The sequence below is a fragment of the Methylovulum psychrotolerans genome (assembly GCF_002209385.1).
Classification (GTDB): Bacteria; Pseudomonadota; Gammaproteobacteria; order Methylococcales; family Methylomonadaceae; genus Methylovulum; species Methylovulum psychrotolerans.
Window position 1 is genome coordinate 1519042 of record NZ_CP022129.1, and the last position, 26326, is coordinate 1545367.

At 49.1% G+C, this 26326-nt stretch carries 19 protein-coding genes; 1 reads left to right on the plus strand and 18 read right to left on the minus strand.

Annotated elements, in window-relative coordinates; all coding sequences use genetic code 11:
* Positions 1 to 20 precede the first annotated feature (20 nt).
* The 4 genes from CEK71_RS06920 to CEK71_RS06935 form a co-directional block, all read right to left on the minus strand.
* Entirely contained in the window at positions 21 to 539 is a 519-nt protein-coding gene (locus tag CEK71_RS06920) for a hypothetical protein (protein WP_157679034.1), read from the minus strand.
* Between the two features lie 99 nt (positions 540 to 638).
* On the minus strand, positions 639 to 2450 hold the full coding sequence (typA, locus tag CEK71_RS06925) for a translational GTPase TypA (RefSeq protein ID WP_088618702.1): 1812 nt from the start codon (positions 2448 to 2450) through the stop codon (positions 639 to 641).
* 165 nt (positions 2451 to 2615) lie between these two features.
* Positions 2616 to 3008, minus strand: a complete 393-nt coding sequence (locus tag CEK71_RS06930; protein ID WP_088618703.1) for a rhodanese-like domain-containing protein — start codon at positions 3006 to 3008, stop codon at positions 2616 to 2618.
* A gap of 197 nt (positions 3009 to 3205) precedes the next feature.
* Complete coding sequence (locus CEK71_RS06935) at positions 3206 to 4114, minus strand: LysR family transcriptional regulator (protein WP_170065109.1); 909 nt, start codon at positions 4112 to 4114, stop codon at positions 3206 to 3208.
* Between the two features lie 291 nt (positions 4115 to 4405).
* On the opposite strand from CEK71_RS06935, the gene CEK71_RS23125 reads away from it, so the two are divergent.
* Positions 4406 to 4558, plus strand: a complete 153-nt coding sequence (locus CEK71_RS23125; RefSeq protein WP_170065108.1) for a hypothetical protein — start codon at positions 4406 to 4408, stop codon at positions 4556 to 4558.
* Positions 4559 to 4634: 76 nt separating this feature from the next.
* On the opposite strand, the gene CEK71_RS06940 is transcribed toward CEK71_RS23125, so the two are convergent.
* The 14 genes from CEK71_RS06940 to aceE form a co-directional block, all read right to left on the minus strand.
* The gene (locus CEK71_RS06940; protein WP_088618705.1) at positions 4635 to 6641 is read right to left on the minus strand and encodes a polysaccharide biosynthesis protein; all 2007 of its coding nucleotides are present in this window, start codon (positions 6639 to 6641) and stop codon (positions 4635 to 4637) included.
* On the minus strand, positions 6638 to 7639 hold the full coding sequence (locus tag CEK71_RS06945; RefSeq protein ID WP_088618706.1) for an MraY family glycosyltransferase: 1002 nt from the start codon (positions 7637 to 7639) through the stop codon (positions 6638 to 6640). Before CEK71_RS06945 ends, CEK71_RS06940 begins: the two co-directional genes overlap by 4 nt.
* A complete protein-coding gene (locus CEK71_RS06950; protein WP_088618707.1) occupies positions 7639 to 8595 on the minus strand; it encodes a UDP-glucose 4-epimerase family protein in 957 nt (318 codons plus the stop codon). Before CEK71_RS06950 ends, CEK71_RS06945 begins: the two co-directional genes overlap by 1 nt.
* A gap of 152 nt (positions 8596 to 8747) precedes the next feature.
* The gene (locus CEK71_RS06955; RefSeq protein ID WP_088618708.1) at positions 8748 to 9884 is read right to left on the minus strand and encodes a glycosyltransferase; all 1137 of its coding nucleotides are present in this window, start codon (positions 9882 to 9884) and stop codon (positions 8748 to 8750) included.
* Positions 9881 to 11197, minus strand: a complete 1317-nt coding sequence (locus tag CEK71_RS06960; protein ID WP_088618709.1) for a glycosyltransferase family 4 protein — start codon at positions 11195 to 11197, stop codon at positions 9881 to 9883. Before CEK71_RS06960 ends, CEK71_RS06955 begins: the two co-directional genes overlap by 4 nt.
* A gap of 127 nt (positions 11198 to 11324) precedes the next feature.
* Positions 11325 to 13823 carry a GtrA family protein gene (locus CEK71_RS06965; protein WP_088618710.1) on the minus strand — a complete coding sequence of 833 codons (2499 nt, stop codon included), beginning with the start codon at positions 13821 to 13823 and terminating at the stop codon, positions 11325 to 11327.
* 15 nt (positions 13824 to 13838) lie between these two features.
* Entirely contained in the window at positions 13839 to 14786 is a 948-nt protein-coding gene (locus CEK71_RS06970) for a glycosyltransferase family 2 protein (RefSeq protein ID WP_088618711.1), read from the minus strand.
* A gap of 195 nt (positions 14787 to 14981) precedes the next feature.
* Positions 14982 to 17501, minus strand: coding sequence for a glycosyltransferase family 4 protein (locus CEK71_RS06975; protein WP_088618712.1), 2520 nt, complete (start codon positions 17499 to 17501; stop codon positions 14982 to 14984).
* Positions 17501 to 18739 (minus strand): class I SAM-dependent methyltransferase, encoded by a 1239-nt coding sequence (locus tag CEK71_RS06980; protein ID WP_088618713.1) that lies wholly within the window; start codon positions 18737 to 18739, stop codon positions 17501 to 17503. Before CEK71_RS06980 ends, CEK71_RS06975 begins: the two co-directional genes overlap by 1 nt.
* A complete protein-coding gene (locus tag CEK71_RS06985; protein WP_088618714.1) occupies positions 18736 to 19956 on the minus strand; it encodes an ABC transporter ATP-binding protein in 1221 nt (406 codons plus the stop codon). The genes CEK71_RS06980 and CEK71_RS06985 overlap by 4 nt, the downstream gene beginning before the upstream one ends.
* On the minus strand, positions 19956 to 20750 hold the full coding sequence (locus CEK71_RS06990) for an ABC transporter permease (RefSeq protein ID WP_088618715.1): 795 nt from the start codon (positions 20748 to 20750) through the stop codon (positions 19956 to 19958). The genes CEK71_RS06985 and CEK71_RS06990 overlap by 1 nt, the downstream gene beginning before the upstream one ends.
* A 59-nt stretch (positions 20751 to 20809) precedes the next feature.
* On the minus strand, positions 20810 to 22225 hold the full coding sequence (lpdA, locus tag CEK71_RS06995; protein WP_088618716.1) for a dihydrolipoyl dehydrogenase: 1416 nt from the start codon (positions 22223 to 22225) through the stop codon (positions 20810 to 20812).
* Between the two features lie 17 nt (positions 22226 to 22242).
* On the minus strand, positions 22243 to 23559 hold the full coding sequence (aceF, locus tag CEK71_RS07000; RefSeq protein WP_088618717.1) for a dihydrolipoyllysine-residue acetyltransferase: 1317 nt from the start codon (positions 23557 to 23559) through the stop codon (positions 22243 to 22245).
* Positions 23560 to 23574: 15 nt separating this feature from the next.
* Positions 23575 to 26253, minus strand: coding sequence for a pyruvate dehydrogenase (acetyl-transferring), homodimeric type (aceE, locus tag CEK71_RS07005; protein ID WP_088618718.1), 2679 nt, complete (start codon positions 26251 to 26253; stop codon positions 23575 to 23577).
* Positions 26254 to 26326 lie beyond the last annotated feature (73 nt).

The window sequence follows — 26326 nt, forward strand, 5'->3', positions numbered from 1 at the left end:
CATTGATAACTTAATATAGGTCACTTACCTGTTTTAAAGTATTCATTGACACGTTCAGTAATTGATGTGGCATAAGGCTCAGCAAACCTCCAAGCTATCGTAGGTGCTGTCGGTACAAATATCAAAATACCAAAATGCTCTAACACAACCCCTAAATAGCTTGATCCTTGGGCATAGTAGGTATTCGGATTTAATTTATACAAGGCGACGCCAAAACCATTCCTTTCCGTTCCATTTCTAAGCTGTTCCACATTGTTTGCAAGCGGAAAATCTGCACCCCCAAATCGGCCTAGCAACCAATAAAGAGCGGCAGAAATTTCATCTTTCGTAAAACATCGTTTGCCTTGATTAGCCCAATTATTTCCGATATACAATCGACCATCTGCATTACGATCACTGGATATTTTTTGAATAATCGGCTTGTCACTGGAAATATACCAAAAGAAATCTCGCGCAACTCCACCTGGGCCGCGAGTTCTTGAAATGTGATGAACCATAAAAACACCCCAATATTTAAGCCAGCTTGAACGTTTAGACATCAATCGACAAGCTCAAAACTCTATCGCTTCCAGACGAACAGCTAACAACGGATAACAGCAGCAAAAGCCTGTTATCCGTACTGGTTGCCCTAAGAAATCTTAACCCTTAGCCGCCCGCTTACGCTCGTTTTCTGTCAAAAACTTCTTACGCAGACGGATGGATTTAGGCGTAACTTCCACTAGTTCATCTTCGGCAATAAATTCCAATGCTTGTTCCAAGGTCATTTTTTGAATCCGTGCCAACACTAAGCTTTCATCCGTGCCTGAAGCGCGGACATTAGTCAATTGTTTCGGTTTGCAAGGGTTGACGCATAAGTCATTGCTGCGCGAATGCAAGCCCACCAACATACCTTCGTAAACTTCATCGCCATTGACCAATAACAATTCGCCGCGTTCCTGTAAAGGATGCAACGAATAGGTGACGGCCTTACCCGCAACCATTGAAATCATCACGCCCCGCAAACGGCTGCCCACTTCACCCGCTTTCATCGGGCCGTAATGGTCAAACACATGATAGAGCAAGCCAGAGCCTGAGGTTGCCGTCATAAATTCGGTTTGGAAACCAATCAAACCGCGTGATGGCATCATATACTCCAAACGGATCCGGCCTTTGCCATCGGGAACCATATTGGTCAAATCGCCTTTACGCTCGCCCAATTTCTCCATAATGGTACCTTGGTGGATTTCTTCCACTTCAATGGTAACCATTTCGAAAGGCTCACATTTTTTACCGTCAATTTCTTTGATGATAACTTCTGGACGGGAGACGCCCATTTCAAAACCTTCGCGGCGCATGTTCTCAATCAAGACGGACAAATGCAATTCGCCACGGCCTGACACTTTAAATTTATCAGGGTCAGCAGTGTCTTCGACTTTTAAAGCGACGTTATGTTGCAATTCCTTATCCAACCGGTCACGGATTTGCCGGGTTGTGACAAACTTGCCTTCTTTGCCTGCAAAAGGTGAGTTGTTGACTTGAAAGGTCATGGTCACGGTAGGCTCATCCACCGACAATGGCGGCATGATTTCCACCTTATCAGGATGGCAGATGGTGTCAGAAATTTCCAGCTTTTCAATACCGGCAAAGGCAATAATATCACCGGCACGCGCTTCGGACACTTCAACACGCTCCAAGCCGTGAAAGCCGAAAATTTGCAGCATACGGCCCTTACGTTCGACACCTTCACGGTTGATAATGGTCAACGGTTGGTTGGCTTTAATGCTACCGCGTTGGATACGGCCTACCCCAATAACACCCACATAAGTGTTGTAATCGAGACTGGACACCTGCATTTGGAATGGGCCGTCAATATCAACAGGCGGCGGGCTAACTTTGGCGACGATGGTTTCAAACAAAGGGGTCATGTCACCACCCGTAATGGTGTGTTCCAAACCCGCATAACCATTAATGGCCGAAGCAAAGACGATAGGGAAATCCAGTTGCTCGTCGGTCGCGCCCAAACGGTCAAACAAGTCGAAGGTTTGATCGACAACCCAATCAGGGCGTGCGCCCGGACGGTCAATCTTATTGATGACCACGATAGGTTTCAGGCCTAAAGCAAAAGCTTTTTGGGTAACGAAACGGGTCTGTGGCATGGGGCCGTCAACCGCATCGACTAACAACAAAACCGAATCCACCATTGACAAAACGCGCTCGACTTCACCGCCAAAATCGGCATGGCCTGGGGTGTCAACAATATTGATGTGATAGCCGTTCCAATCCAAGGCGGTGTTCTTTGCCAGAATGGTGATGCCACGTTCTTTTTCAATATCGTTGGAATCCATCATCCGCTCGGTCACTTTCGTATGCGCGGCGAAGGTGCCCGACTGTTGCAGCAACTTATCAACCAACGTGGTCTTACCATGGTCAACGTGGGCAATAATGGCTATATTTCTTAATTTATCAATCACTTTGTGTACTCTGGGGGTTAAAAATAAACAGGGTGGCCCGACAAAAACAAGGTCTGGCTTAGTGTGTTAGGTAAAAAGATGGCGGTTAGCCATAAATGTGTGAAACGCAAAAACGCAGGGACGCAATGGCAGCGTCCCTGGCTTATAAAACAGGGCGTTTTTAGCTTAACTCTGTTGCCACGGCAGGCCATGAAACCGCCAACCGTCAAGCGTATTACGGTGCTTATCGCTGTCCAGTGGCCCTTCAAAACCACCTTCAATATTAATAAGCTGGGTATAGCCAATCTGTTGCAAAGCGTGCGCGGCCTCCAACGAACGCTGTCCGCTACGGCACAATAACAAGACGGGGGTATTCCGATCAGGCACCGCTTCAATGACCAGAGGGACAAATTCAGGATTCAGTAGCCAACCAGGCAGCTCTTTCCAGGCAATATGAACTGCACCTAAGGGATGTCCGATAAATGTGTGTTCAATTTTTGTCCTGACATCAATCAGTACAGCAGAAGGCTGCTGTTGCAATAAGTCCCAGGCCTGGAGTGGGGATAGATTTTTTATCATTGACCGTTCAGTAAGTAGGTTAATCTGACCACTCATAACATGGCAAGACTTTCAGCCGTTAAATAATGGCTAAAACACGGGGTTGTCGGTGACAAGTCCGCCTATTATCGCATTCAAACGGTCACGGTCAAAGCAATCTACTGCGAAAGCCCAGAATAAGCCCCCCTTTTGCCCAGCCAAGCCAGACTTTTTGGGGCTTATTCCGAACCGGGCATCGTCACTTGCGGCCCTAACCATTCCTGTAAAAAATCCAGAAACCGCCGGACTTTCGCAGACAAATACTTGCGGTGCGGATAAACCGCATGAATATCCAAAGGCGGCAAGGTGTAATTTTCCAAGACAGCTTTCAATTTACCTTTTTCAATATCCCGGCCAACTACATAAGAGGCCAGCATCACCAGTCCTAAACCATCAATGGCGGCGACGCGGATGGCATCGGCAACATTCGCCTGCATCCGCCCCGACACCGTGATAATGGTATGCCCCGATTCGCCTTTAAATTGCCATTTATTGCGCGGCGAACTGGCCCAATTCACGAGACAACTATGGTCTAGCAGGTCTTCGGGCGTTTTCGGGACACCGTAACGTTCCAGATAGGCCGGGGAAGCACAGACAACCATTGAGGAACTGGCCAGTTTTCTTGCCACCATACTGGTGTCATCCAGTACCCCCAGATAAATGGCGACATCAATGCCCTCGTCAATCAGATCCCCCGGACTGCTTTGTAATATCAAATCCACCGTCAAATCAGAATGTATTTTCAAAAACTCGGAAATGGCCCGGGTGATATGGCTAGCCCCAATCACCGGCGGGGCGCTGATTTTTAACACCCCGCGCGGCTCGGTTTGCAGATGCGTCACCGCCGACTCCATTTCCTCAACGTCCAGCAACACTTGCTGACAACGCTCAAGATAAGACGCGCCGACATCGGTCAGACTTAAACTGCGGGTAGTCCGGTTAAACAGCCGTGTCCCTAAGCTGCCTTCAAGCTGCATAATGTGCTTGGTCGCCATCGCCCTAGAGATTCCCAATTCGCGCGCGCCACCCGCAAAGCTTCCGGCTTTGGCGACCCGAACAAAAACATTCATACTGGTTAACTTGTCCACTTCATGTCCTCAATATCATCAAAATACCCCCGACTCGCCAGCTGACTAGCGTGCGGTGGAGCCATTTTCACGAAACGTGTTTATAAATTTAGTAAATGCCCGGTTATTCTATCAAGAAAATATTGACTTTCTTTATTGTTTCTCAAATAAAAGCAATCCATTCATTATTTGGTATATTGTATCTAAACTTTATCCCTGTATAGTAAGCATCAAAGCAGTGAAAAGCCCCACCCGGTAGCCACTAACCCTTACACTGTATAAAGTTTTTTAATATCTTATAGGACTTTAGCAATGAACATCGTGAAGAGAGACATCATCATAGGCTTATTGTTTATTGGCGGTATTTGGAGTTTCATTTCCGGCCAATTCATTTTTTCAACCGTATTGTTCGCCGTTGCCGCCATTTTCAGCAACATTGCGATGCGCACCCAGCTAAAAGGCTGAGGGTAAGAACCGATTAACAACCTCCTGGTGTTATACCTCTCAAGCAGCAACTCCTCATAATCTTCTGCTTGGATTTTCAGCCTTCCCCCGCTTCACGCGGCGGAAGGTTTTTTTTTGCCCGAAATAGCTGCTCAGAACAGGCTGGCGAGGCATTTTTTTGCCATAACACATCATTAATCGCACATTGTGGCACAAAACCGGTGACCGCTTCCTGTAAAACCGCCCTGACCTGCCGATAGTCACCCGCCGTATTCGCCACTTCTAGGGCGGCAAGCAAGGCTTGCAATTCAGCCCAAGCAATAATCGGTTCTTTCGCCCGCATAATCCTCGGATGGCTGGTTTCAGTCACATGATCGCCGATCAGCAATTCCTCATATAATTTCTCGCCCGGCCTTAAGCCGACCAAACTGATCTCAATTTCGCCATCAGGATGCGCATCGTCTTTTATTTGCAAGCCGCTTAAATGAATCATGCGCTTAGCCAAATCCATGATACGCACGGGCTCGCCCATGTCCAAGACAAAGACATCACCGCCCTGCCCCATGGCCGCCGCCTGGATCACTAGCTGGGCGGCTTCGGGGATGGTCATAAAATAGCGGATCACCCGCTCATCGGTCACCGTCACCGGCCCGCCACGCGCAATTTGCTCCCTAAACAACGGCACCACCGAACCGGACGAATCCAAGACATTACCAAAGCGCACCATCGTAAAACAGGTTTGCCCGGTATCTACAAGGCTAAGGCTTAGGGCCTGCAAAATCAATTCGGCAAAACGCTTGGTCGCCCCCATGGTATTGGTCGGCCTGACTGCCTTATCGGTGGAAATCAGGACGAATTTTTCCACTTGCGCGGCAACGGCGGCTTGTGCGGTATATAAAGTGCCGAAAACATTATTCCAAACCGCCTCGCCGGGATTCCTTTCCACCATCGGCACATGCTTATAGCCTGCGGTATGGTAAAGCGTCTGCACCTGAAAAGCCTTACATACTTGCTCAACCCGTGCGCGGTCACGCACCGACCCCAACACGGCAACCAACTCAACCGCCTCACCACCTGCTACCAGCAGATGCTGCAACTCTTTTTCTATCGAATACAAGGCGAACTCACATATTTCTAAGAGAATTAACGCCTTGGGCTTAAGGGCAATAATTTGTCGGCATAATTCCGACGCAATCGAACCGCCTGCCCCTGTGACCATCACCACTTTGCCGCTAATCGTCGCCCGGATTAAGGCCGGATCAGGGTCTACACAGTAACGCCCTAGCAAATCGGCAATGTCGACTTCCTGCAAGGTGTCGAAAGTGACTTTGCCTTGGGCAATATCCGCTAAACCGGGCATAGTTCGGACATGGACGGCGTGCGGCTCCAACAGGCGGATAATCTCGCTACGGCGTGTCCGGCTCACTGAAGGCATCGCCAACAAAATGTCCGACACCCGAAAACGGCTAATAAGCTGAGCTAACAATCCCGGCGGATAAATTCTTATACCATTAATTTTTTGCCTGTGCAGCAAACCATTATCATCAATAAACGCCACCGGATTATATTCGCGCCCATGCATCAAAGCCGCCGCCAATTGCACACCGGCACTGCCTGCACCATAAATCACGACATTCTTTTTCTGACAACGCACCGGATGGTGGATACCCGGCAAACGCACATAAATGTCCGACAACCACCAGCGGGCAACAAACCGGCTCCCCCCCACCAACAGCAACATCAGCACCCCATTCAAAGGCGCGACCGTGCGGGGAATGTTAGGGATGCTGGATTGGTAAATGACAAAGGCAAAAATCAGTGCGTATAATGCCGTCGCCTGGACAATCGTCCCTAATGCCCTGACCTCTATATACCTGACAATAGCATGATAAAGGCCTAAGCGGATAAAAATAGGCACGGCAATAAAGGGTGCGGCAATAAACAAATACCTTTCGTCACCCATAGGTTCATACCAGTACCCCCAACGCAAAGAAAACGCCAGCCATAAAGCCAATATGGCGAACACCACATCAATGCCGATAAGGATACTCGCCTTTTTTGCTCTGGGCAGCCCCGTAAACCAATTCGCTATCCGTGCTTTCACCCGCCCCCTTCCTTAGCGCCCGCCTTAAAAACCACGGCCAACCCCAATAGCGGAATATAAGCCAAAGCTAAACCAAAACCTGCCGACAAACCACTGCTTACCCAAAGGGCGATCGGCAACAGCCACAGGACATTAATGGCCATCACCACCAAGGAGACAAGCCGATGGCCATAAGCACGGGCGGCATACTGGTAGGCGTGGCTACGGTGCGCCTGATAAACCTTATCTCCCTGACACCAACGGCGCAACAGCGTCCAAGTTGCGTCAACAATAAAAACACCCAGCAAAATCAACCAACTCCAAAAAAATTGCGGTGAGACCCACGCTGCCTGAAGGGAAAAAATACCTAATAGTATCCCTAAAAAGCCGCTGCCGCCATCCCCCATAAATATCTTTGCGGGCGGCAGGTTCCAATATAAAAACCCCGCCGCCGCCGCAGCCAGTACCAACAAGGAGCCGGAATGTCCGCCAGTTCCATATAACAGCGCACCGCCGAGACAAACGCTAAACGCCTCCAAGCCTGCCAAACCGTCAATACCATCCATAAAATTGTACAGGTTTAATAGCCAAACCAAATACAACAGCCCTGCCCCAGTCAACAAGCCCCGCCCCCAAATACTATCGGTGGCGACCACGGCGGGCATACCGCCTAAACACCACAACACCCAAGCGGCGGCCAGAAAATGCGCCAACAACCGCCAACGCACCGAGACATGGCCACGGTCATCCAAAAAACCCACGCTGGCGACTAGCCCCCCCGCACCCACAAATGCCGCAACATCCGCCCAAGGCAAATCCCCTACCGCATAAAAAATCGGCAGACTGGCGAGAAAAACCGCCACAATGGCCAAGCCACCACCACGCGGTGTAGGCAGGGTATGGGAACTACGCGCATTCGGAATGTCAATAAGATGGCTGGCAAGGGCATAACGGCGCAACCATCCCGTTAACCCCACTGCCGCAAAGAACGCCAGCACCAGCAGAAACAAAATAATCATCAACGCGCCGTTAAATAAGACTGTGCCGTTTCAGCTAACGCTTCATTAAGGCTGACTTTAGGAACCCATGCTAACCGCGCACAGGTTTTAGATATATCCACTTGCAAATTGCCGCACAAACGCGCAGCCACCCCGCGCTTGCCTAAGCAAAACAACAGGGTATTTAACACCACCACGGGAACAGGCAACAAGCGGGCCGGTTTACCCAACGCTGCCGCCAAACGCCGCAACAGCTCCGGCGTGGCGATATCCTCGCCATCGCTGACCAAAAAAGTCTGATTGGCCGCCGCCGGATGGGTCATGCAAAGTATAATAACATCGACCAGATTATCTAGGGCAATTAAGCTACGTTTATTCACAATTCGCGCCAACGGTAAAGGTATGCCCCTGTGCAGAAAACCTAACAGAGCCCGAAAATTCGCCTTAACCCCTGGGCCGTAGACCAAAGGCGGACGGATAACCACCACCTCCATACCCGTATCTAAGGCCAACTGCCGCAAACCGTCTTCGGCTTCCCACTTGGAAAGGCCATAAGCATCGGCAGGTGCAGGCATCGCATCGGCAGTAAAGGCTTGGCCTGGAAGGGTATTTTCGCCGTTCACCTTAATGGAACTGATAAAGACAAATCGTTTGACACCGGCACGGGCGGCTTGGCGGGCTAAATTCAACGTCCCGCCGACATTGATTTGCCGGAACGCCGCCAAAGGGTCAGCCGCCTTATCGTCCAACACATGCACCCGCGCCGCCAAATGCACCACCACATCAACAGCGGTTAACGCCGCTTGCCAATCGGTGTGGGCGTTAATGTCTGCAATGGCGATATGTCGAGTGGCTTGCGGCACTGCACATAAAAAACGACGGATGGCCGCATTGACCTCCCAATGGTTAGCCATTAAACCACTACATAAAGCACTACCAATAAAGCCAGCCGCCCCCGTTACCAGAACCCTATTCATAAGCTAAACAAACAAAGCAATAAGATAACATGTTAATTTATTATTTTTTAAAAATCCTAAGCGAATAATATCCTCGGCAAAGCACTACTGACCACCTAGAACCCGACGTTAAGTAAATGACATGGCTAAAAAGCCAGATGAGTCTGTGTTGCTTAATTAGTGGCGGCATCTATGGGTGACAGCCCCAATATCCGCCTGTACAATCGGGCATAGCTTTGCCCCATTTTTTGCCCTGTCAGCAACCGTTCATAGCGCTGACGGGCAGCAGAACCTAATTGCCGGGCCAACAGCCCGTCTTCATGCAAACGGAGCATAGCCAGACGTAATTGCTCAGGGTCGGCAGGAGGGACAACAAAACCCGTTTCATTATGCACATTCACATAACTGGTACCCGTACCAATTTCTGCCGAAATGAGCGGCTTACCGAACAGCGCCCCCTCAACTAAGGTTACCCCAAACGCTTCCGAACGTAAATGGGACGGAAAAACAATGGCTTTTGCCAATTGGATGAGGGCTATTTTTTCTTCATCGCCCACATAACCAAGAAACTGCACGTTATTTAACCCCAATTGCTCAGCCTGTCCACGCAACTCGTCTTCTATCGGCCCCATGCCGACAATAACAACCTGCAAATCGGTATTTTGTATAGCCTCAAGCAAAATATGCAGGCCTTTATAATAACGAAGCACGCCAATAAAAAGAAAAAACCCTTTCCCGCACCGGGCACGGGCCGCCGCCAAGGCCGCCTCAGTAGGCTGAAGGTAACTGTTGTCATCTAAGCCAATAGGGATGATTTCGACTTTATTTTTAAAATCCTGCAATTGCCCGCTACTGGCAACATAATTGTCAGAAGTCGCCACAATGCAATGGATTTGCTTTAAAAAATGCCGCATCAAAGGCCCATACAGCATTAATAACTTTTTTTGTCTGATGACATCGGAATGGTAAGTCAGCACTGAAGGCTTCTTAACCGCCGCCAAAACATGCAGCATATCGGCAAACGGCCAAGGAAAATGGTAATGGACAATATCCGCCCAGGCCACCAACCGCTTAAAGCCCGCCAAAGCCGTAACCGACACACCGCACGACGCCACCTCAAATGTCCGATGATAACGGTAAACGTCGGCCTCTTCCCTTAAGACAACAGAATGTCCGGCCTGTGGGCTTAAAGTAAAAACCCTGCTTTCCACACCTTCGGCCAGGGTATTACGGCAAATTTGCCGGATAACTTCTTCCAAACCGCCTTGAGTATCAGGAAAATACGTCCTATAGACATGCAAAACTTTCATGCTTTTCCCAGTGCCAACCGATAACCCTGCTCAAGCCGTTGCAGATGGTTAGCAGAAGAAAACTTATCGGCTTGCTTTAACCCCCGCGCAATCAATTCCTGACGCAACACACCGTCACCCGACAAACGGTCAATGGCAGCAGCAATTTCGCCGACATCATACGGATTGACCGACAATACCGCATCACCGCCGACCTCCGGTAAGCAACTGACATTCGACGTGATAACCGGACATTGCATCAGCATCGCCTCTAAAACCGGCAAACCAAAACCTTCGTACAAAGACGGAAAAACCACCCCACAAGCCCCTTTTATCAAATACATAAGATGCTCAAAAGGCACATAGCGGATACGCCGATAACGGTTTTTGCCTGAGTCTTGTTCATGCAGCTTAGCTAGCAATGCCTGGACATCATCATAAAGCCAACCATCCCGCCCGACAATGACCAACGGATAATCTGTCCGGGCCATCATCATCGCTTCAATAATACGCGCGACATTTTTCTTAGGTTCGACACAACCAAAAAACAAAAAATACGCATTTTTGGTCAACGCAAATTCCTGCGCTAAAAATGCGGCCACTTCCCCGTCATCTAAAGTCTGATAATGTGCCGGAATGGCAACGGTCTGATAAGTGACGAAGACCTTTTCTTCGGGAATGCCAAAATAGCGGATAAGATCGTTACGGCTATGTTCCGACACTGTAAAAATCATATCGGCGGTCTTCATAGACAGCTTAAGGATACGCTGATAATGCCGCAAATTAATATTGGTGCTGTGCGGCAGCACTAAGGGGATAATATCATGGAATGTCACCACATTTGCCGCATTCTTCATGTACATGGGCAACGGGCAAGTGGCATGGAAAATATCCACTTTTTTATCCTTCGGGAAGCTGATCGCCAAAGAACGGTCTACCAACAAAGAATAGGCTTGGCATACCCTAAACACCGAAGGGATATTAAAAAACTCGCCCGCAGGCAACCTGTCCTTAACCCGTCTACTATCCACGTCGGGCAACACCGGCACAGGCCGCGCTTCTATAGGCCGCCCTAACAAATAGTTGCCGAAATATTGCCCGCTGTAGCGCAGCCATTTAGTAACATCTTTGCGCCCCGCTTCCCCCTGTGTAGCCAAAGCCTCAACAAAACGCCCCCAAGCTTGGCTAGGATCATGGTCAACACCATTCAGCCCATAACAGACGGAAACGTCATGCCTATTTGTAGCGAGGATTTTTGCCAATTCGCGGGCATAAGTCGCAATCCCCGTACCTTGGAGAAACCCCAAATTAAAGCCGTCAATCGCAATTTTCATAGTCAATTTAGCCAAAAATAGCCATAATCCCAATTAATATCTTCCGTTCGTCCCATAGTCTCTGCTTAACCATCGGTTCACGGAGACAACTTAACATACGAAGAGGTTGCCAGAAAAACGCCGCCCCTTATTCCGTAAGTTGAAACGATACAACGCCGACACCCAGTGTCCGAGAATCGCCGCTAATCCCTAACTTTTTTGGCGACATTGAATCGGGAGTGGCGAACAAAAAGTCCAACTGCCCTTTGTCACCAAGTACACTGGCCGGTATTTCCACAACCGCTTCTTGCGGCTTATCGTCGTGCCCTGCGTGGAGGACAAGATGCCTGAGCACATTGCCATTCAAGGCAATATCAACCCTCTGCTCAGAATGCTTTTCATTGACAAAAGCGTTCATATTTAAGCGCAATAACAGCGGCTTAGTTTGCGGCGAGTCTAATCTGAGCCGCAAGCGGGCTTTGCGGCCCACTGTCCACCGCCCCCAAGGCTCTGGATTTGACCAACCCTCTCTTGAATATAAAGGGCTATTACCTTGCGCCGAAAAATCGACTATTTGACCTAACTTATAGATAGGGATAGGTAGAGCATCTTGCTCATTCCAAAATGGCTTGGGAACGCCTAAACCAAAGCCATATATTCCCACATCAGCGCGTAATCCTGAGGCGGCACGGCTTAACCTGACATCAGGACGGAACTTGACAGACTGGGCTGTCAGCGGACGGTTGAACAGCACCCTCACCCCCCAAGGGGCAGGCAACACCCTAAAATCCCGGACACGGCGTAATTCATGACCGTCTGCCCATAATTCATGCTCCCCAAAATACACATCCGTAAACCCGCCTTGCAAACCCGTAATATCGATTAAATCTGTTACAGTGTTGCCAAGCTCCCAAGAAAGCGCTTGCCCTTCGGTATCTGGCGCAGAATTAACCGACAAATTGACAGGCCTGAAATCGACCTGAGTCCGAAACGACAACAGCAATACTAAGGAAACCGATACGATGCCAAATTGAGTGGCAAAACTTTTCTTGCTGACATTCCATTGCCGCACCAAAAAAGCAACCAGTAACCATGCAAACAAGGCAAGATACGGAAACATCCATTTAAAGTAATGGATATTAAAATAACGCCACAAGCCATTAGGCAATAAATCGCCATACGGCAGATACAAGACAAATTGCACGCACATCGCCAAGGCAATAGTGCGCAACACCCAATCGCCGCATAGAATGACAAAAACAAGCCCTATCAATGACAGGGCAAGCCAAGGGTAATGGTCAATTAAGCCCGACTTAGGTTCCAGATAAAGGCTATAGCCATCAAGAAACAAGGACACAAACTTTTCCGCCAAATCCGCCGGAAAAAAACCGTTTGCCGCATTAACTTGAATATAGCTACCCAATATTGACCCGAAGACCAAGTAGTTAAAGCCGATAAATAGGGCAGGCCCTATCAGTATGCCTACCGCCGAACCCGCAAATATGCGGCTAAAAGGGGCTAGCCAAGCCGTGCCGGAAGCACGCAAAAGCTGTATTATCCGCCCGATATAACCAAGCCAAAGCACCCCGCCTACCACTGCGTCAGCCGGACGTAAAGCCGCAATTAAACCGATTGCCAGAGAAATGCCAAAACTTGCCATAACAGAGGGTACTGGAACCAAAGCCCCTGGCCGGCTTGGGTTATCGCGCAACTTAAGCATCCCGTAAATCCCGACGGAAAGCAGTGCGGTACAGAGGGTTGATGTCCAAGGGATTAAAAAGTGTTCAAAAATCCTGTAATTGGCCAGTACTGACACCAGTAACAAAGCTACCGCCCCCCATCTGGGTATATAGCGGCTAGCAAGCCATATAAATACCGCACAAAACCACAACAGGCAGACAAAATTAATAAGCAAAAAAGGATGCTTATCCAACCAAGGCACAAAAAGACTGCCCAGCATTGGATACAAGGGAGGGTAAAAATACTTTTCAGGACTAAAGTCGAGTTGGGCGATTGAATTGACGGCCAAAAGGTACTTGCCTTGATCGAACCACCCCCACCAACCTAAAGGGTATTGGCTGTCATTTCCTGGGACGTAACGGTGCGACACATAACCGACAAAATAAGCGATAGTTACCATTAGCACCGCTACGCACGGCTTACAAATAGATTTCTGCCAGCTTACCAACCTAATAACATTTTCCTGCCCGACAAAAAGCACTAACGGCTCCAGAAAACTCATCGGCTGAGTATTTATTTCCCGCTCACTCATTGACCCGCCCTTAAATACATAGCGCTTCGCCATAACAAAATTAACGGCCAATCCGGCAACTGAACCCAACCCCAAAGCGGCTAACGGCCATCTTGCCATCGATTCAAACGTAAAAATAGCTAAGGCATATACGGCATAATTAAGCCCGGCACCGACCGATTGCGAAACAAAATAGCGTTTAAATTCCGCCCAACCATCTTGGCGGCTTTTAAACGTAAATAGGCGGTTTAAGCGCCATGTCACCAAAATAGCAACTAAAAAAGACCCAAAACGCGCCAAATACGGCCCAAAATAAGGCAAGAGCCCAAACAAAACGCCCGCATCAACCAAAAAGCCTAACGTACCAACCGATGCAAAACTCAAAAAACTACGCATTACTGCCGTCCATCATCATTTAACTTTACCGCCCGCGACCGATTTATGCTTTAAATAAAAAAGCCTTTTCATTTCGCGTCTGCCGGTCAAATTGCTGTCGATGATAACGCCAGAAAACATTGAAAACACGCCGATAACCGTCATACCAACCACTAACGTCGCAGTAGGCAAACGCGGCACCAAGCCAGTCTCAAAATACGTTGCAAATAGCGGGGCGGCAAGCAGTAATGCCCCTAATAATAAGCTTAAACCCAAAAAACCAAACAAATGCAGAGGACGCTCGTTTTTTACCAACTTAAACACCATAAAAAGTATCTTAAGCCCGTCTTTATAAGTGGACAACTTACTGACCGAACCTTCCGGCCTAGGCCCATAAGGCGTGTCAACTTCTGCAATCGGCATCCGTAACTCAAGGGCATGGACAGTCAATTCCGTCTCAATTTCAAACTCACCCGATAAGGCAGGAAACGATTTGACAAAGCGACGCGAAAAGACCCGGTAGCCTGATAGCAAATCGGAAATGCGGTCGCCAAATATTTTTGTAATTAGCAAAGAAAACATCGCATTACCAAAACGATGCCCGCCCCTATACGCTGCCTGAATAGTAGATTTTCTGACCCCTGTCACCATATCCAAATTCTCGGCCAGCAGCTTATCTACCATTAAAGGCGCAGAATCTGCATGATATGTTGCATCGCCATCGGCCATCACATAAACATCCGCCTCCACATCGGCAAACATACGCCTGACCACATTACCCTTACCTTGCAAAGATTCAGTGCGGACGATAGCCCCCGCTTGCCGCGCCACATCAATTGTGTTGTCGGTTGAATTGTTGTCATAGACATAAATCTTACCGTCGGGCAAATTCCTTTTAAAATCATCAATCACTTTGGCTATCGCCAATTCTTCATTATAGCAAGGGATCAAAACAGCAATCCTTAATGATTTGCTTTCTTTCATTCTATAAATTCCAAAGGAGGGGGAGTAGAAGGGTATAAATCTAAGGAAAGGATATGCAGCAAATGGTCGTATATTGCTTAAAACCACATTATTTTTAACGCAATACAATGCCCAGATTATTTAAAACCTAGGTGGATTCCGGCTTTTTTTATGCCCACCTACGCGTGTGGCGGGCAAAAAAGCCAGATCACTATTTCATACCCGTTCACTAATCTGCATGGCAGCCAGTAATTGCCGGGTACTTTGGCACCATTTCTGCCACGGCATATTATCTGACTTAGGCGCGGCCTCTGCGGCATATAAACCCAGCCACTGATGAATGGCATCGGCGAGCATTTCTGGCTGCAAGCCATTGAAGAAATAGGCATATTCACCCGCCACTTCACGGAATATCGGAATGTCCCGGGCAATAATAGGCAACCGTTGGTTAGCCGCTTCAATCAGCGGCAAGCCAAAACCTTCCCCTTCGCTGGCGGCAAGCAAACAGGTGCTTGCACCATAGACTTTCTCCAAATACTCATCACTGATGCCTTGCAGCCAGAACAAGCGTTTGTTGAGCAATTTATGGTTTTTTAAACGGCTAGCCAAGCTTTCGATCATCCAACCTTGCTTGCCGACGATCACTAAATTGACATCAACCCCTTCTGACCAGAGCAATTCAAACGCCGCTAATGTTTGGGCATGGCCTTTGCGCGGCTCAATTGTACCGACACTCAAAAAACTAGGGGCTTGGCTAAGTGCCGATAACACCGTATCGGCATCATCAGGTATCCCTAAAGTCGGCACGCTATTTTCCACGTCAGCGCCCAAATGGAAAAAGCTGATGGGCAATGGCATCAGCCTAGGCGGCGGGTTAGCATTCACCCATGCCCTGACTTGATTGGCCACTGTCTCAGAAACACAAATCAACCCCGTAGCAACCTCGGTAATGCTGGCCAACCATTTAGCAAAGACAGCCGATGTACCCTCAGGCCACCAATCTGGCCGCTGAAGCAGCAATATGTCATGGACAACAAAGTACACATAAACCCCTTGAGCCTGCAAACGCGCATGTAAGGGATGAAGGAATGGGGTTAAGTGGGCGTTCAGATCGACCGCAAGATAAGTGTCCCCTTGGTTAAACTCAACCACGCCATCGGCAATATCCGCGTCGGGTTTCCCTAAAAAGCGTGCCGAAAAACGCTCGGCATAACGGTATTGCTGACCATCGAAATAAATAGGCCGTACCACTAGCCCATCGAAATCAATAGTGAACAACTCCAGCAATATACTGCGCACGACCCGCTGAATACCGGACTTTGCATCGCGTTGGACAAGTTCCGAAATATCATACAGCAATTGTCTGGGCAAGCCGACGGCAGTATTAAATGCAATCGCCTTGGCAACTTGCCGTAAATCAGCCTCAGAATATTCACAGGGGCAACTGATATGCGCTATGGCATCCAGTACATTATTAAAACTGCCCGAAACTTCCGCCGCAAGATCCGAACCCTGCCGCTTAGGGTAACCTTCAAAAGCCGTCCATATTTTAAGGGCGCACGAATCCCACGAAAACTTTGCCGCCTGTTGCAAACCGTGTTGGCTTAATTGATGGCGGAAGGCATCATCCGTTAAAGCCTGAGTTATCTTAGCGCTGATGGAGGCTACAGAATCCGGGTCGAACAACGCCTCTTGAAAACCAATCACTTCTGGAATGCTGGTCGTATCGGAGCCTATCGTCGGGGTTCCGCAAGACATTGCCTCCAATACCGGCAACCCAAAGCCTTCATGTCGGGAAGGAAACACAAACAACGTGGCCCGGTTATAAAGCAGGATAAGCTCCGCGTCGGATACATAGCCCGTCACCACCACTTCATGTTCCGCAAGCCCAGATTTTTTACGCAACGCCTGCAAATTTTGCCGATCACCGTCCGTAATTTTGCTGACAATGACCAACTGATGCGTATCGCGCAAATTTTGGGGCAACCCGGCATAAGCGGCAAATAAATTCACAAAGTTTTTACGCGGATCAAAGCCTCCAGGCGCATACATGACCACTTTCCGCGAGATGCCAAGGCGCAAAAACAATGCCGAGACGGTTTCATGTCCGTAACTCTCCGGCCTAAAACAGCCATCAGCCGCCGAAGCAATAGTGATAATGCTATGTTCCTGCAAACCTAAGGCCTGCACAGCCTCTTGCTTGGAATGGGCAGAGATTGAAAACAGTAAATCGGCCTTTTTTAACGATTGGATTTTGCCATCGTAATAATGCCTTTGCTGCGGCTGCGCTAAGTATACATTTGGCTTCATCAATGGGATCAGATCATGCAAAACCACCGCCGTTTTAATGTTAGGCGCAAACAGCCCTATTGAAGACACCGCGTCATCGACATAACCTTCAAACAGACTGGGAATTAAGACAAAATCAGGCTGTAACTGCTGTAAAAAATGTTCGCGGATTTTTTCACCCGCCCTAGCCCGCCAAACATTGGCAGGCTCACGCTCCGCCACGGGTGTCGGTATATCAAACACACGCAGGCGCGACTCTGGAAGCAAATCGGCAAACGCTTTCCGTATTGAGAAAATACTGTCAGGAAAAGCGGCATTGAGAACCAACCAAATATCATGTGTGCCGGCATTGCGTACTAGCGCTAACGTTAATGATAAGGCAGAACGGCCTATCCCCCGAAATCGGCTCTCCGTTTGCGCCCCTTGCATATCAATGACTATACGCATCAGCTTCTTCCTTTGTGTTGATCGATAGCATCCATCAAGCCGTTATAAATTTGCTGGGCACGCTGGCCCAGTTGTAGCGTAGACGTATTGTCTGCCCCGGACGGGGAGGCAAAATTATCCGTATTTAAAATATGCGGCCCCATCCTAAAATAAGCAGACCGCAAGGCTTCATATACCCCGAATTTCCTTGCTATTGCAACACACAAGGGATGGCTGTCCACAACGCTCATCGCGTAGCTTACCAGCGGTTTAGCACATTTTTTCACCAAGGCCTTAATCCGCATAACAGGGCCATGTTCTTTCAACAGCCTCAATTGGAAGGCAATCCAACGCAAAAGGGCAGTGATTCGCCAAGAACGGCTGTCAGATACCGCATCTAATTTGGCAACGGCTTGTTGCATTGCCGCCAATGTCTGTTCGTTTTTTTTGTTAATATGTTCCACTGCTGCTTGCGCCTGTTCCGCGATACTGATGGCCTGATTGATTTTGGCCTGTAGTTGCTCATCATACCAAGCCGATAGTGTACCGAGTGTTAACCCATACTCATGCCCGAAACAAACTGAAAAAACCGACAACTCTTCAGGTAAGGCATTCTTTTGGGCAACTATCGCATAATCTGGGCTTACCCCATTAAACACATCGGCAAGGCTTGGATTTTTACTTGAGAGCAATTCGGCAGGTTCCTGCAAACGCAAAATTTTTGTACGGCCAAAGCCATAATATTCGGGTAAAAAAGCTAACAAAGGCGGCGGAATGGGGCGTTGATGGGTAGGGTCCATATAAAACCCTACCGTACCGACCACTATATTTTCGGAATTAGGACTTTCCAAAATCAACAGGCCAGCAGGCTTTAACACCCGTAATGCTTCCTGAACCAAAATTTGTAAATCAATAAATGGAATATGCTCGATCAAATGAAAAGCGGATACAATAGCCATACTGTCATCCGGCAATTTTTGCAAATAGGAGACAGCGCTACCTATTTCAACATCTAACCCTGTGTCCCTACAAGCGGATAGCATGTTTTCATCAATATCGACACCTTTCGCTTCAATCCCCGTCCCAAGTAAAAGCTCTAACCATTCACCCCGCCCACAGCCTAAATCAATGGCACGGGCATCGGGATATAAGGCTTTCACGGATTCGACAAAAGGGAGATAAATACCCAGCCGGCATTTCACTAACTCACGCGAGCCACGAAACCTATCCTCAAAAGACCTGTAAAACGCATCGCTCATCGGAAAACCTCAAGTTCGGGAGAGAGCCAAGCGACGCCAACAAAACGCTTCCTGCTCATATTGATAACATTAAAAACCAATGCTAAATCTCTCCATTCATAGTTTTTCCCAATATGGGTATCCGAAGTGTGCAGCGCAACCGCGATGGAATAACTGCCCTCACCTAAATTGGCGGCGAAGGCAAACTTAAAACAGATAGACTCGCCAGCAGACACATTGCTTAACGTTTGGCATAAATGATGGGTATTAATCCCAAAAACAGGCTGTCCCAACCTATCCTTAATCATATAGCCCAACACCAATTCAGGCAGTTCCTTGTGTACGGCAACGGTTATTTGCAAGCAAACAGCTTGACCGACATCCACCACCTCCACTTTGGCGTCTGAACTATTCAGTAACGCAATATCGCTTACCATCGCTTCACCAGATCCCGAAACGGTTTGCACTTTGCCATCATCCGTAATATTAAGCCTGACCATTTCATGATCACGCTCCGCTAACATGGCATTATAATAATCCATGATTGCTTCTGGAGTCCCTTCCTTAATAACGCTACCCGCATTGATAAGAATAGCCCGATTACAAATCGACTGGATAGCGGCTTTGTCGTGCGAGACAATCAACAGCGTCGTACCTTGCAGGCCAAATTCGCGTATCCTAGCAAAACTTTTGTGTTGGAAATAAGCGTCACCCACCGACAATGCTTCATCGATAATCAAAATATCGGGCCGTTGGGCGGTAGCGACACTAAAAGCCAAACGCATCTGCATACCGCTGGAATAAACCCGCACTGGCTGGTCAAGGTAATCGCCTATTTCAGCAAAAGCCTCTATGTCCGGCATAAACCGATGAATATCGGCGACACTATAACCGAGCAATTGACCCGCCATAAAAACGTTTTGCCTACCCGTAAACTCAGGGTGAAAGCCCATGCCCAGCTCCAGCATTGCGGCAACACGTCCGGTCATGGTAACTGAACCGGTGGTCGGTTGCGTTGTGCCCGTAATCATTTTCAGCAGCGTGCTTTTACCCGCACCATTGATGCCGATAATGCCTACAGCCTCACCCGGATGGATAGTGAAATTAATATCGCGCAACACCCATTTCAATTGGTGGCGGGGTTTATTAAAAGGCGATAGCCATTCTGCCAGCCGTGACCAGCGGCTAGGATATTGCTTATACGCTTTGCTCAGATTGCTAACAGTAATGCTGCCCATTAAAGTTCGTCCACCATTTCGCCGGATCGCTTGCTAAAAAGATGGAACGCCAGCCAACAGAGGATCAGGCTAAGTATAGCAACGGGTAGTAACGTTGCCCATTGCGGCCATAAGCCATTGAGGAGAATATTTTGATAAGCGTGGATAATGGCGAACATAGGGTTAAAGGCCAATAAGCCGCGTATATTTTCTGGCAAAATGGTGATGGGGTAAACGATAGGCGTAAACCAAAACCAAAACTGGATGACAATACCAAAAAACTGGCCTACATCGCGGAAAAAAACATTAAGCACACCTAAGGTGATACCCAAGCCTATCGAAAATAGCACTTGAATAGCCAACACGGGCAATACTGCCAAAAAAGGCCATCCGGGAAAATTGCCGCTTAAAACCAGAAATATACTGAATAAGCCGAAAATAATCCCGAAATTGAGCAGGGAGTTTAATACGACAATAACAGGCAAGCAAATGCGGGGAAAATTCAATTTCTTAATCAGCGTAGCATATTCAAAAAAAACATTTTGGCTACGGCTTACCAGTTCAGCAAATAAATTCCACGTCAACACGCCTGCGCAAAGATAAATGCTGTACGCAAAATCGCTATCTATACCCGGCAACCTAGAGCGCATGACTTGCGAAAAAATAACCGTATACACCACAATCATCGCAAGCGGATTAATGATAGTCCATACGGCTCCCAACATAGAGTTCTGGTACTTAGATTGAAATTCGCGCTTGACACTACCCAGCACAAAACCACGATAAGCCCAGAGGGAAGATAATTTGTTATTCAAAGCCTTATATCTATTAAGAATAGCAAGCCAAATAATGGCCTTGAAAAATTCACCGGCGCTTATTTTTTAATATAAAGGTCAGTAATCGTACCCGTAATCATTTCCGCCGCAAAGGCAAACGTTTCTGACAAAGTCGGATGCGGATGGATAGTCAGGCTAATATCTTCGGCATCAGCGCCCATTTCCAACGCCAATACCGCTTCGGCAATCAGTTCGCCCGCGTTAGGACCGACCATACCGGCACCGAGAATCCTGCCCGTGTCTTTTTCGCACAGGATTTTGGTAATGCCTTCTTTGCGGCCCATGCTTAACGAACGGCCGCTCGCCGCCCAAGGGAAAGCCGCCTTATCGTAGTCTATGCCCTGTTGTTTGGCTTGGTTTTCGGTCAAGCCCATCCACGCGATTTCAGGATCGGTATAAGCCACCGACGGAATAGTCAGGGCATCAAAACTGGCTTTGTGTCCGGCAATCACCTCGGCGGCCACCTTACCTTCATGGACGGCCTTATGCGCCAACATCGGATTGCCGACAATATCGCCAATGGCGAAGATATGCGGCACATTGGTACGCTGTTGCTTATCGACGGTGATAAAACCTTGCTCGTTGACTTCGACCCCCGCCAATTCGGCACCAACCAACTTACCGTTAGGACGGCGGCCCACGGCTACCAAAACGGCATCAAACAGTTCCGATTCGGGTGCGCCCTTACCCTCAAACGATACCTTCAAACCTTCCGGCAAAGCCTCAATCGCCGTGACGCGGGTTTCCAGCCAGATATTTTGGTATTGTTTCTTGATGCGGCGGAACAGCGGCGTAACCAAATCTTTATCGCAACCCGGGATAATCTGATCCATCAATTCGACCACGCTGATTTGCGAGCCAAACGCATGGTAAACCGTCGCCATTTCCAAACCGATAATACCGCCGCCGACAATCAGCAACTTGTTAGGGATTTGGCTTAAGGCCAACGCCCCGGTCGAATCCCACAAACGCGGGTCATCGTTCGGGAATGAAGGAATTTTCGTCGGTTGCGACCCTGCCGCGATAATCGCTTGCTGGAAATTAACCACAGTAGTGCCGGCTTCGCCTTGTACCGTCAGGCTATTGGCTGAGGCAAATTGCCCCACGCCGTGAACAACAGTGACTTTACGTTGTTTAGCCAAGGCAGACAAGCCACCGTTTAAGGTCTTGGTCACACCTTCTTTAGAGGCGCGGATTTTATCCAAATCCAGCACTGGCTTACCGAAACTGATACCGTGTTCGGCCATTTCATCCGCTTCATGGATAACCAAGGCGGTGTGCAACAACGCTTTAGACGGAATACAGCCGACATTCAGACACACGCCGCCCAACACCGGTTCACGTTCCACCAAAACCACTTGCTTACCTAAATCCGCCGCCCGAAACGCCGCACTGTAGCCGCCGGGGCCGCCACCTAATACCAACACTTCCGCGTCAAGAACTGTTTCACTCATGTCTATCTCTCTTAAATTTAAAGTAACAAACGGCGGATGTCGCTTAAGTTTTGCTTGATGACCGCCATAAAACGCGCCCCTTCGGCACCGTCTATGACCCTATGGTCATAGGTCAAATCCAGCGGTAACATCAACCGGGGTATAAATTCCTTACCGTTCCAGACTGGCTGCATTTTAGCCCGGGTCACACCTAAAATCGCCACTTCCGGGGCGTTGACTATCGGCGTAAACGCCGTGCCGCCAATGCCGCCCAAACTGGAAATGGTCAGGCAACCGCCCTGCATATCCGCCGGCATCAATTTGCCTTGGCGGGCTTTCGCACTTTTCTCCGCCAACTCCACCGCCAATTGGTTAATGCTCTTGGTATTGACATCACGCAACACCGGCACAACTAGGCCATTAGGGGTATCGACGGCAATACCGATATTAAAATATTTTTTCAGGATCAGGCTTTCACCATCGCTGGACAGCGAGGCATTAAAGCTAGGGAACTGCTGCATCGCGGCAACCAATGCCTTAATGATAAACATCAAGCCGGTGATCTTAATTTCATCCTTACCTTTTTCGGCATTCAGCGCATTGCGGAAGGCTTCCATATCGGTAATATCCGCTTCTTCGTGATACGTCACCATCGGCAGGTTCAACCAGACCCGGGTCAGGTTCTGTCCGGTCAGACGCTTGATCTTGCTTAGTTTTTGCACTTCAGTAGCACCGAACGGCGAGAAATCGACCGCCGGGATGCTAGGGATACCCGCACCCGCCGTACCCGGCAGACCCTCAGCCATGACTTTCTTGACGAAGTTTTTCACATCGTCTTTCAAAATCCGGCCTTTGCGGCCACTACCCGCCGTAACCTTACCGATATCGACACCCAACTCGCGGGCGAACAAACGCACCGAAGGCGACGCATGGGCTTTTGCCCCTGTACCGCTAATCGGTGCAACTGTTTCGGCCACAGCCGCTTTCGGTGCAGGCGGAACGGGCGCGGCGGCTACTGCGGCCTCTGGCGCAGGGCTAGCCACCGCTGGGGTGGCCGCTGCCGGAGCGGCAGGCTGCTCAACAGCCTCCTGCCCCGATTCGGCAACCATGACAGTAGCGATTAACGCCCCTTCGGCAACCTTATCGCCCGGCTTGATAAAGACTTCTTTGACTGTCCCGGCAGCATTGGACGGCAATTCCATAGAAGCCTTATCGGTTTCTACCGTAGCGACCGTCTGCTCCAATTCAATAACGTCACCGACTTTAATCAGCACTTCCACGACATCAATAGACGGTACGTTACCGACATCAGGCACTTTAATTTCAAACAACCCAGTTTTATTATTATCGGTCATCTTCTTATCCTTGGATTACATTAGCCACGGTGCTTTGACATCTGGCGAAATACCGTATTTGGCGATCGCCACGTCAACTTTGGCAAGCTCAAATTGCCCCAAGTCAGCCAGGCTCTTCAATGCGGCAATAGTGACATGGTAGCGGTCCACTTCAAAAAAGCGCCGCAAATTCTCGCGGGTATCCGAACGGCCAAAACCGTCCGTACCTAATACCGTATAAGGGGCGGCAATCAGACTGCGGATTTGCTCGGCAAAGGCACGGGTATAATCGGTGGCGGCAATGACCGGCCCGACAGTTTTCGCCAAACAGGCCGCAACATGCGCTTGCTTAGGCGGCTCGGTCGGATGCAGACGGTTCCAGCGCTCGCAATGTTGCCCATCCCTGGCCAATTCGGTAAAGCTAGGGCAACTCCACAAATCGGCTTCCACGCCCCAATCGGTGCGCAACAACTCGGCGGCGAATTCAACTTCCCGGAAAATAGTCCCCGAACCCAACAACTGCACCCGTGGGCCTTTGGTGTCCGCACCTTGGCGGAAACTGTACATCCCCTTGAGGATGTTATTTTCCTCGCCTTTCGGTAAGGCCGGATGCTCGTAATTTTCGTTCATCACGGTGATGTAATAGAACACATCTTCCTGTTCGACATACATGCGGCGCAACCCGTCTTGGATAATCACCGTCAGCTCGTAAGAGTAAGTAGGATCATAAGAAACGCAGTTCGGTACAGTCGCCGCCATCAGATGGCTATGACCGTCTTCATGCTGCAAGCCTTCGCCATTCAAAGTCGTACGCCCTGCCGTACCGCCCATTAAGAAACCACGGGTACGCTGATCGGCAGCGGCCCAAATCAAATCGCCGACCCGTTGGAAACCAAACATGGAATAATAAATGAAAAACGGGATCATCGGCACGTTATGGGTAGAATAAGACGTACCCGCCGCAATCCAGTCGCACAGACCGCCAGCCTCGTTAATGCCTTCCTGCAAAATCTGCCCGTGCTTGTCTTCCTTATAGAACATCAGCTCTTTGGCATCTTGCGGCGTGTATAACTGACCGACTTGCGACCAAATGCCCATTTGCCGGAACATGCCTTCCATACCGAAGGTTCTCGACTCGTCAGGGACAATCGGCACAATTCGCTTACCGATATTTTTGTCTTTGGCGAGGATATTAATTAAACGCACAAAAGCCATTGTTGTGGAAATTTCGCGGCCTTCGCCCGTCGCTTCCAACAACGCCTTAAAATCGCTTAACACCGGCACATCCAACGCGTAGGACTTGCTGCGGCGTAACGGCAAATGCCCGCCCAAATCGGCACGGCGTTTAAGCATATACTCCAGTTCCTTAGAACCTTCCGCGAAAGTCAGGTACGGCAGTTCGTGCAGTTGGTCGTCCGTGACCGGCAACTCGTAACGGTCACGGAAATGGGTCAGCGAACTGGGGCTCATTTTTTTCTGTTGGTGGGTGATATTTTGCGCTTGGCCGGATTCGCCCATGCCATAACCCTTAATCGTTTTCGCCAAAATCACCGTCGGTTGGCCTTTATGGTTAACCGCCGCATGGAAAGCCGCATAGACTTTAGCAGGATCATGGCCACCCCGATTTAGTTCCCAAATATCACGGTCAGACCAATCGGCGACCATCGCTTTCAGCTCAGGGCTGTTGAAGAAAAACTCCCGGACATAGCCGCCATCTTTGGCCTTAAAGGTTTGGAAATCGCCGTCTACACATTCCATCATCCGCGCAATCAGCAAGCCTTGCTTATCCCGCGCCAACAGAGTATCCCAACGCTGGCCCCATACGACTTTAATGACATTCCAACCCGCGCCCCGGAATTCGCTTTCCAGCTCTTGGATGATCTTGCCGTTGCCGCGCACCGGCCCGTCCAAACGCTGCAAATTACAATTGACGACAAAAATCAGATTATCCAGCTTTTCACGTCCGGCCATACCAATGGCGCCCAAAGATTCCGGCTCATCCGTCTCGCCATCGCCTAAGAAGCTCCATACCTTACGGTTAGCGGTATCGGCAAACCCCCGGTCTTGCAAATAACGCATAAACCGCGCCTGATAAATCGCCATAATCGGCCCCAAGCCCATCGACACGGTCGGGAACTGCCAAAAATCCTGCATCAGCCACGGATGCGGATAAGACGGCAAACCGTTGCCGTTGACTTCTTGGCGGAAGCTGTCCATTTGTTCTTGCGTCAACCTGCCCATCAAAAACGCCCGTGCGTAATCGCCTGGGGTTAAATGGCCTTGGGTATAAATCAAATCCCCGCCATGATGGTCGCTGGCGGCGTGCCAAAAATGGTTATAGCCGACATCATACAGCGTCGCCGCCGAAGCAAAACTGGCAATATGGCCACCGACATTGGTATGCTTGTTGGCGCGTAACACCATCATCATCGCGTTCCAGCGCACATAAGAACGGATTTTTTGCTCTATCGTCGCATCGCCGGGAAATTGCGCCATCCGCTCGACCGGAATGGTGTTGAGATACGCCGTATTCGCACTAAAGGGAATATCAAATCCTGAATGGCGGGTCACCGCCACCAGTTGTTCAATCAGAAAATGCGCCCGTTCGCTGCCATCCTGTTCCAGTACGGATTGTAAAGCTTCAATCCACTCCCTGGTTTCTGCCGGATCAATATCATTCTGTCCGGTAATTTCTGATATTAGACTCTTCATCATGGTTAATCCTGTTTGGGTTTGATCCTGTGGGGGTTGATCGTTTAGCGCAACGGCATAGCATGGGTAACATTAA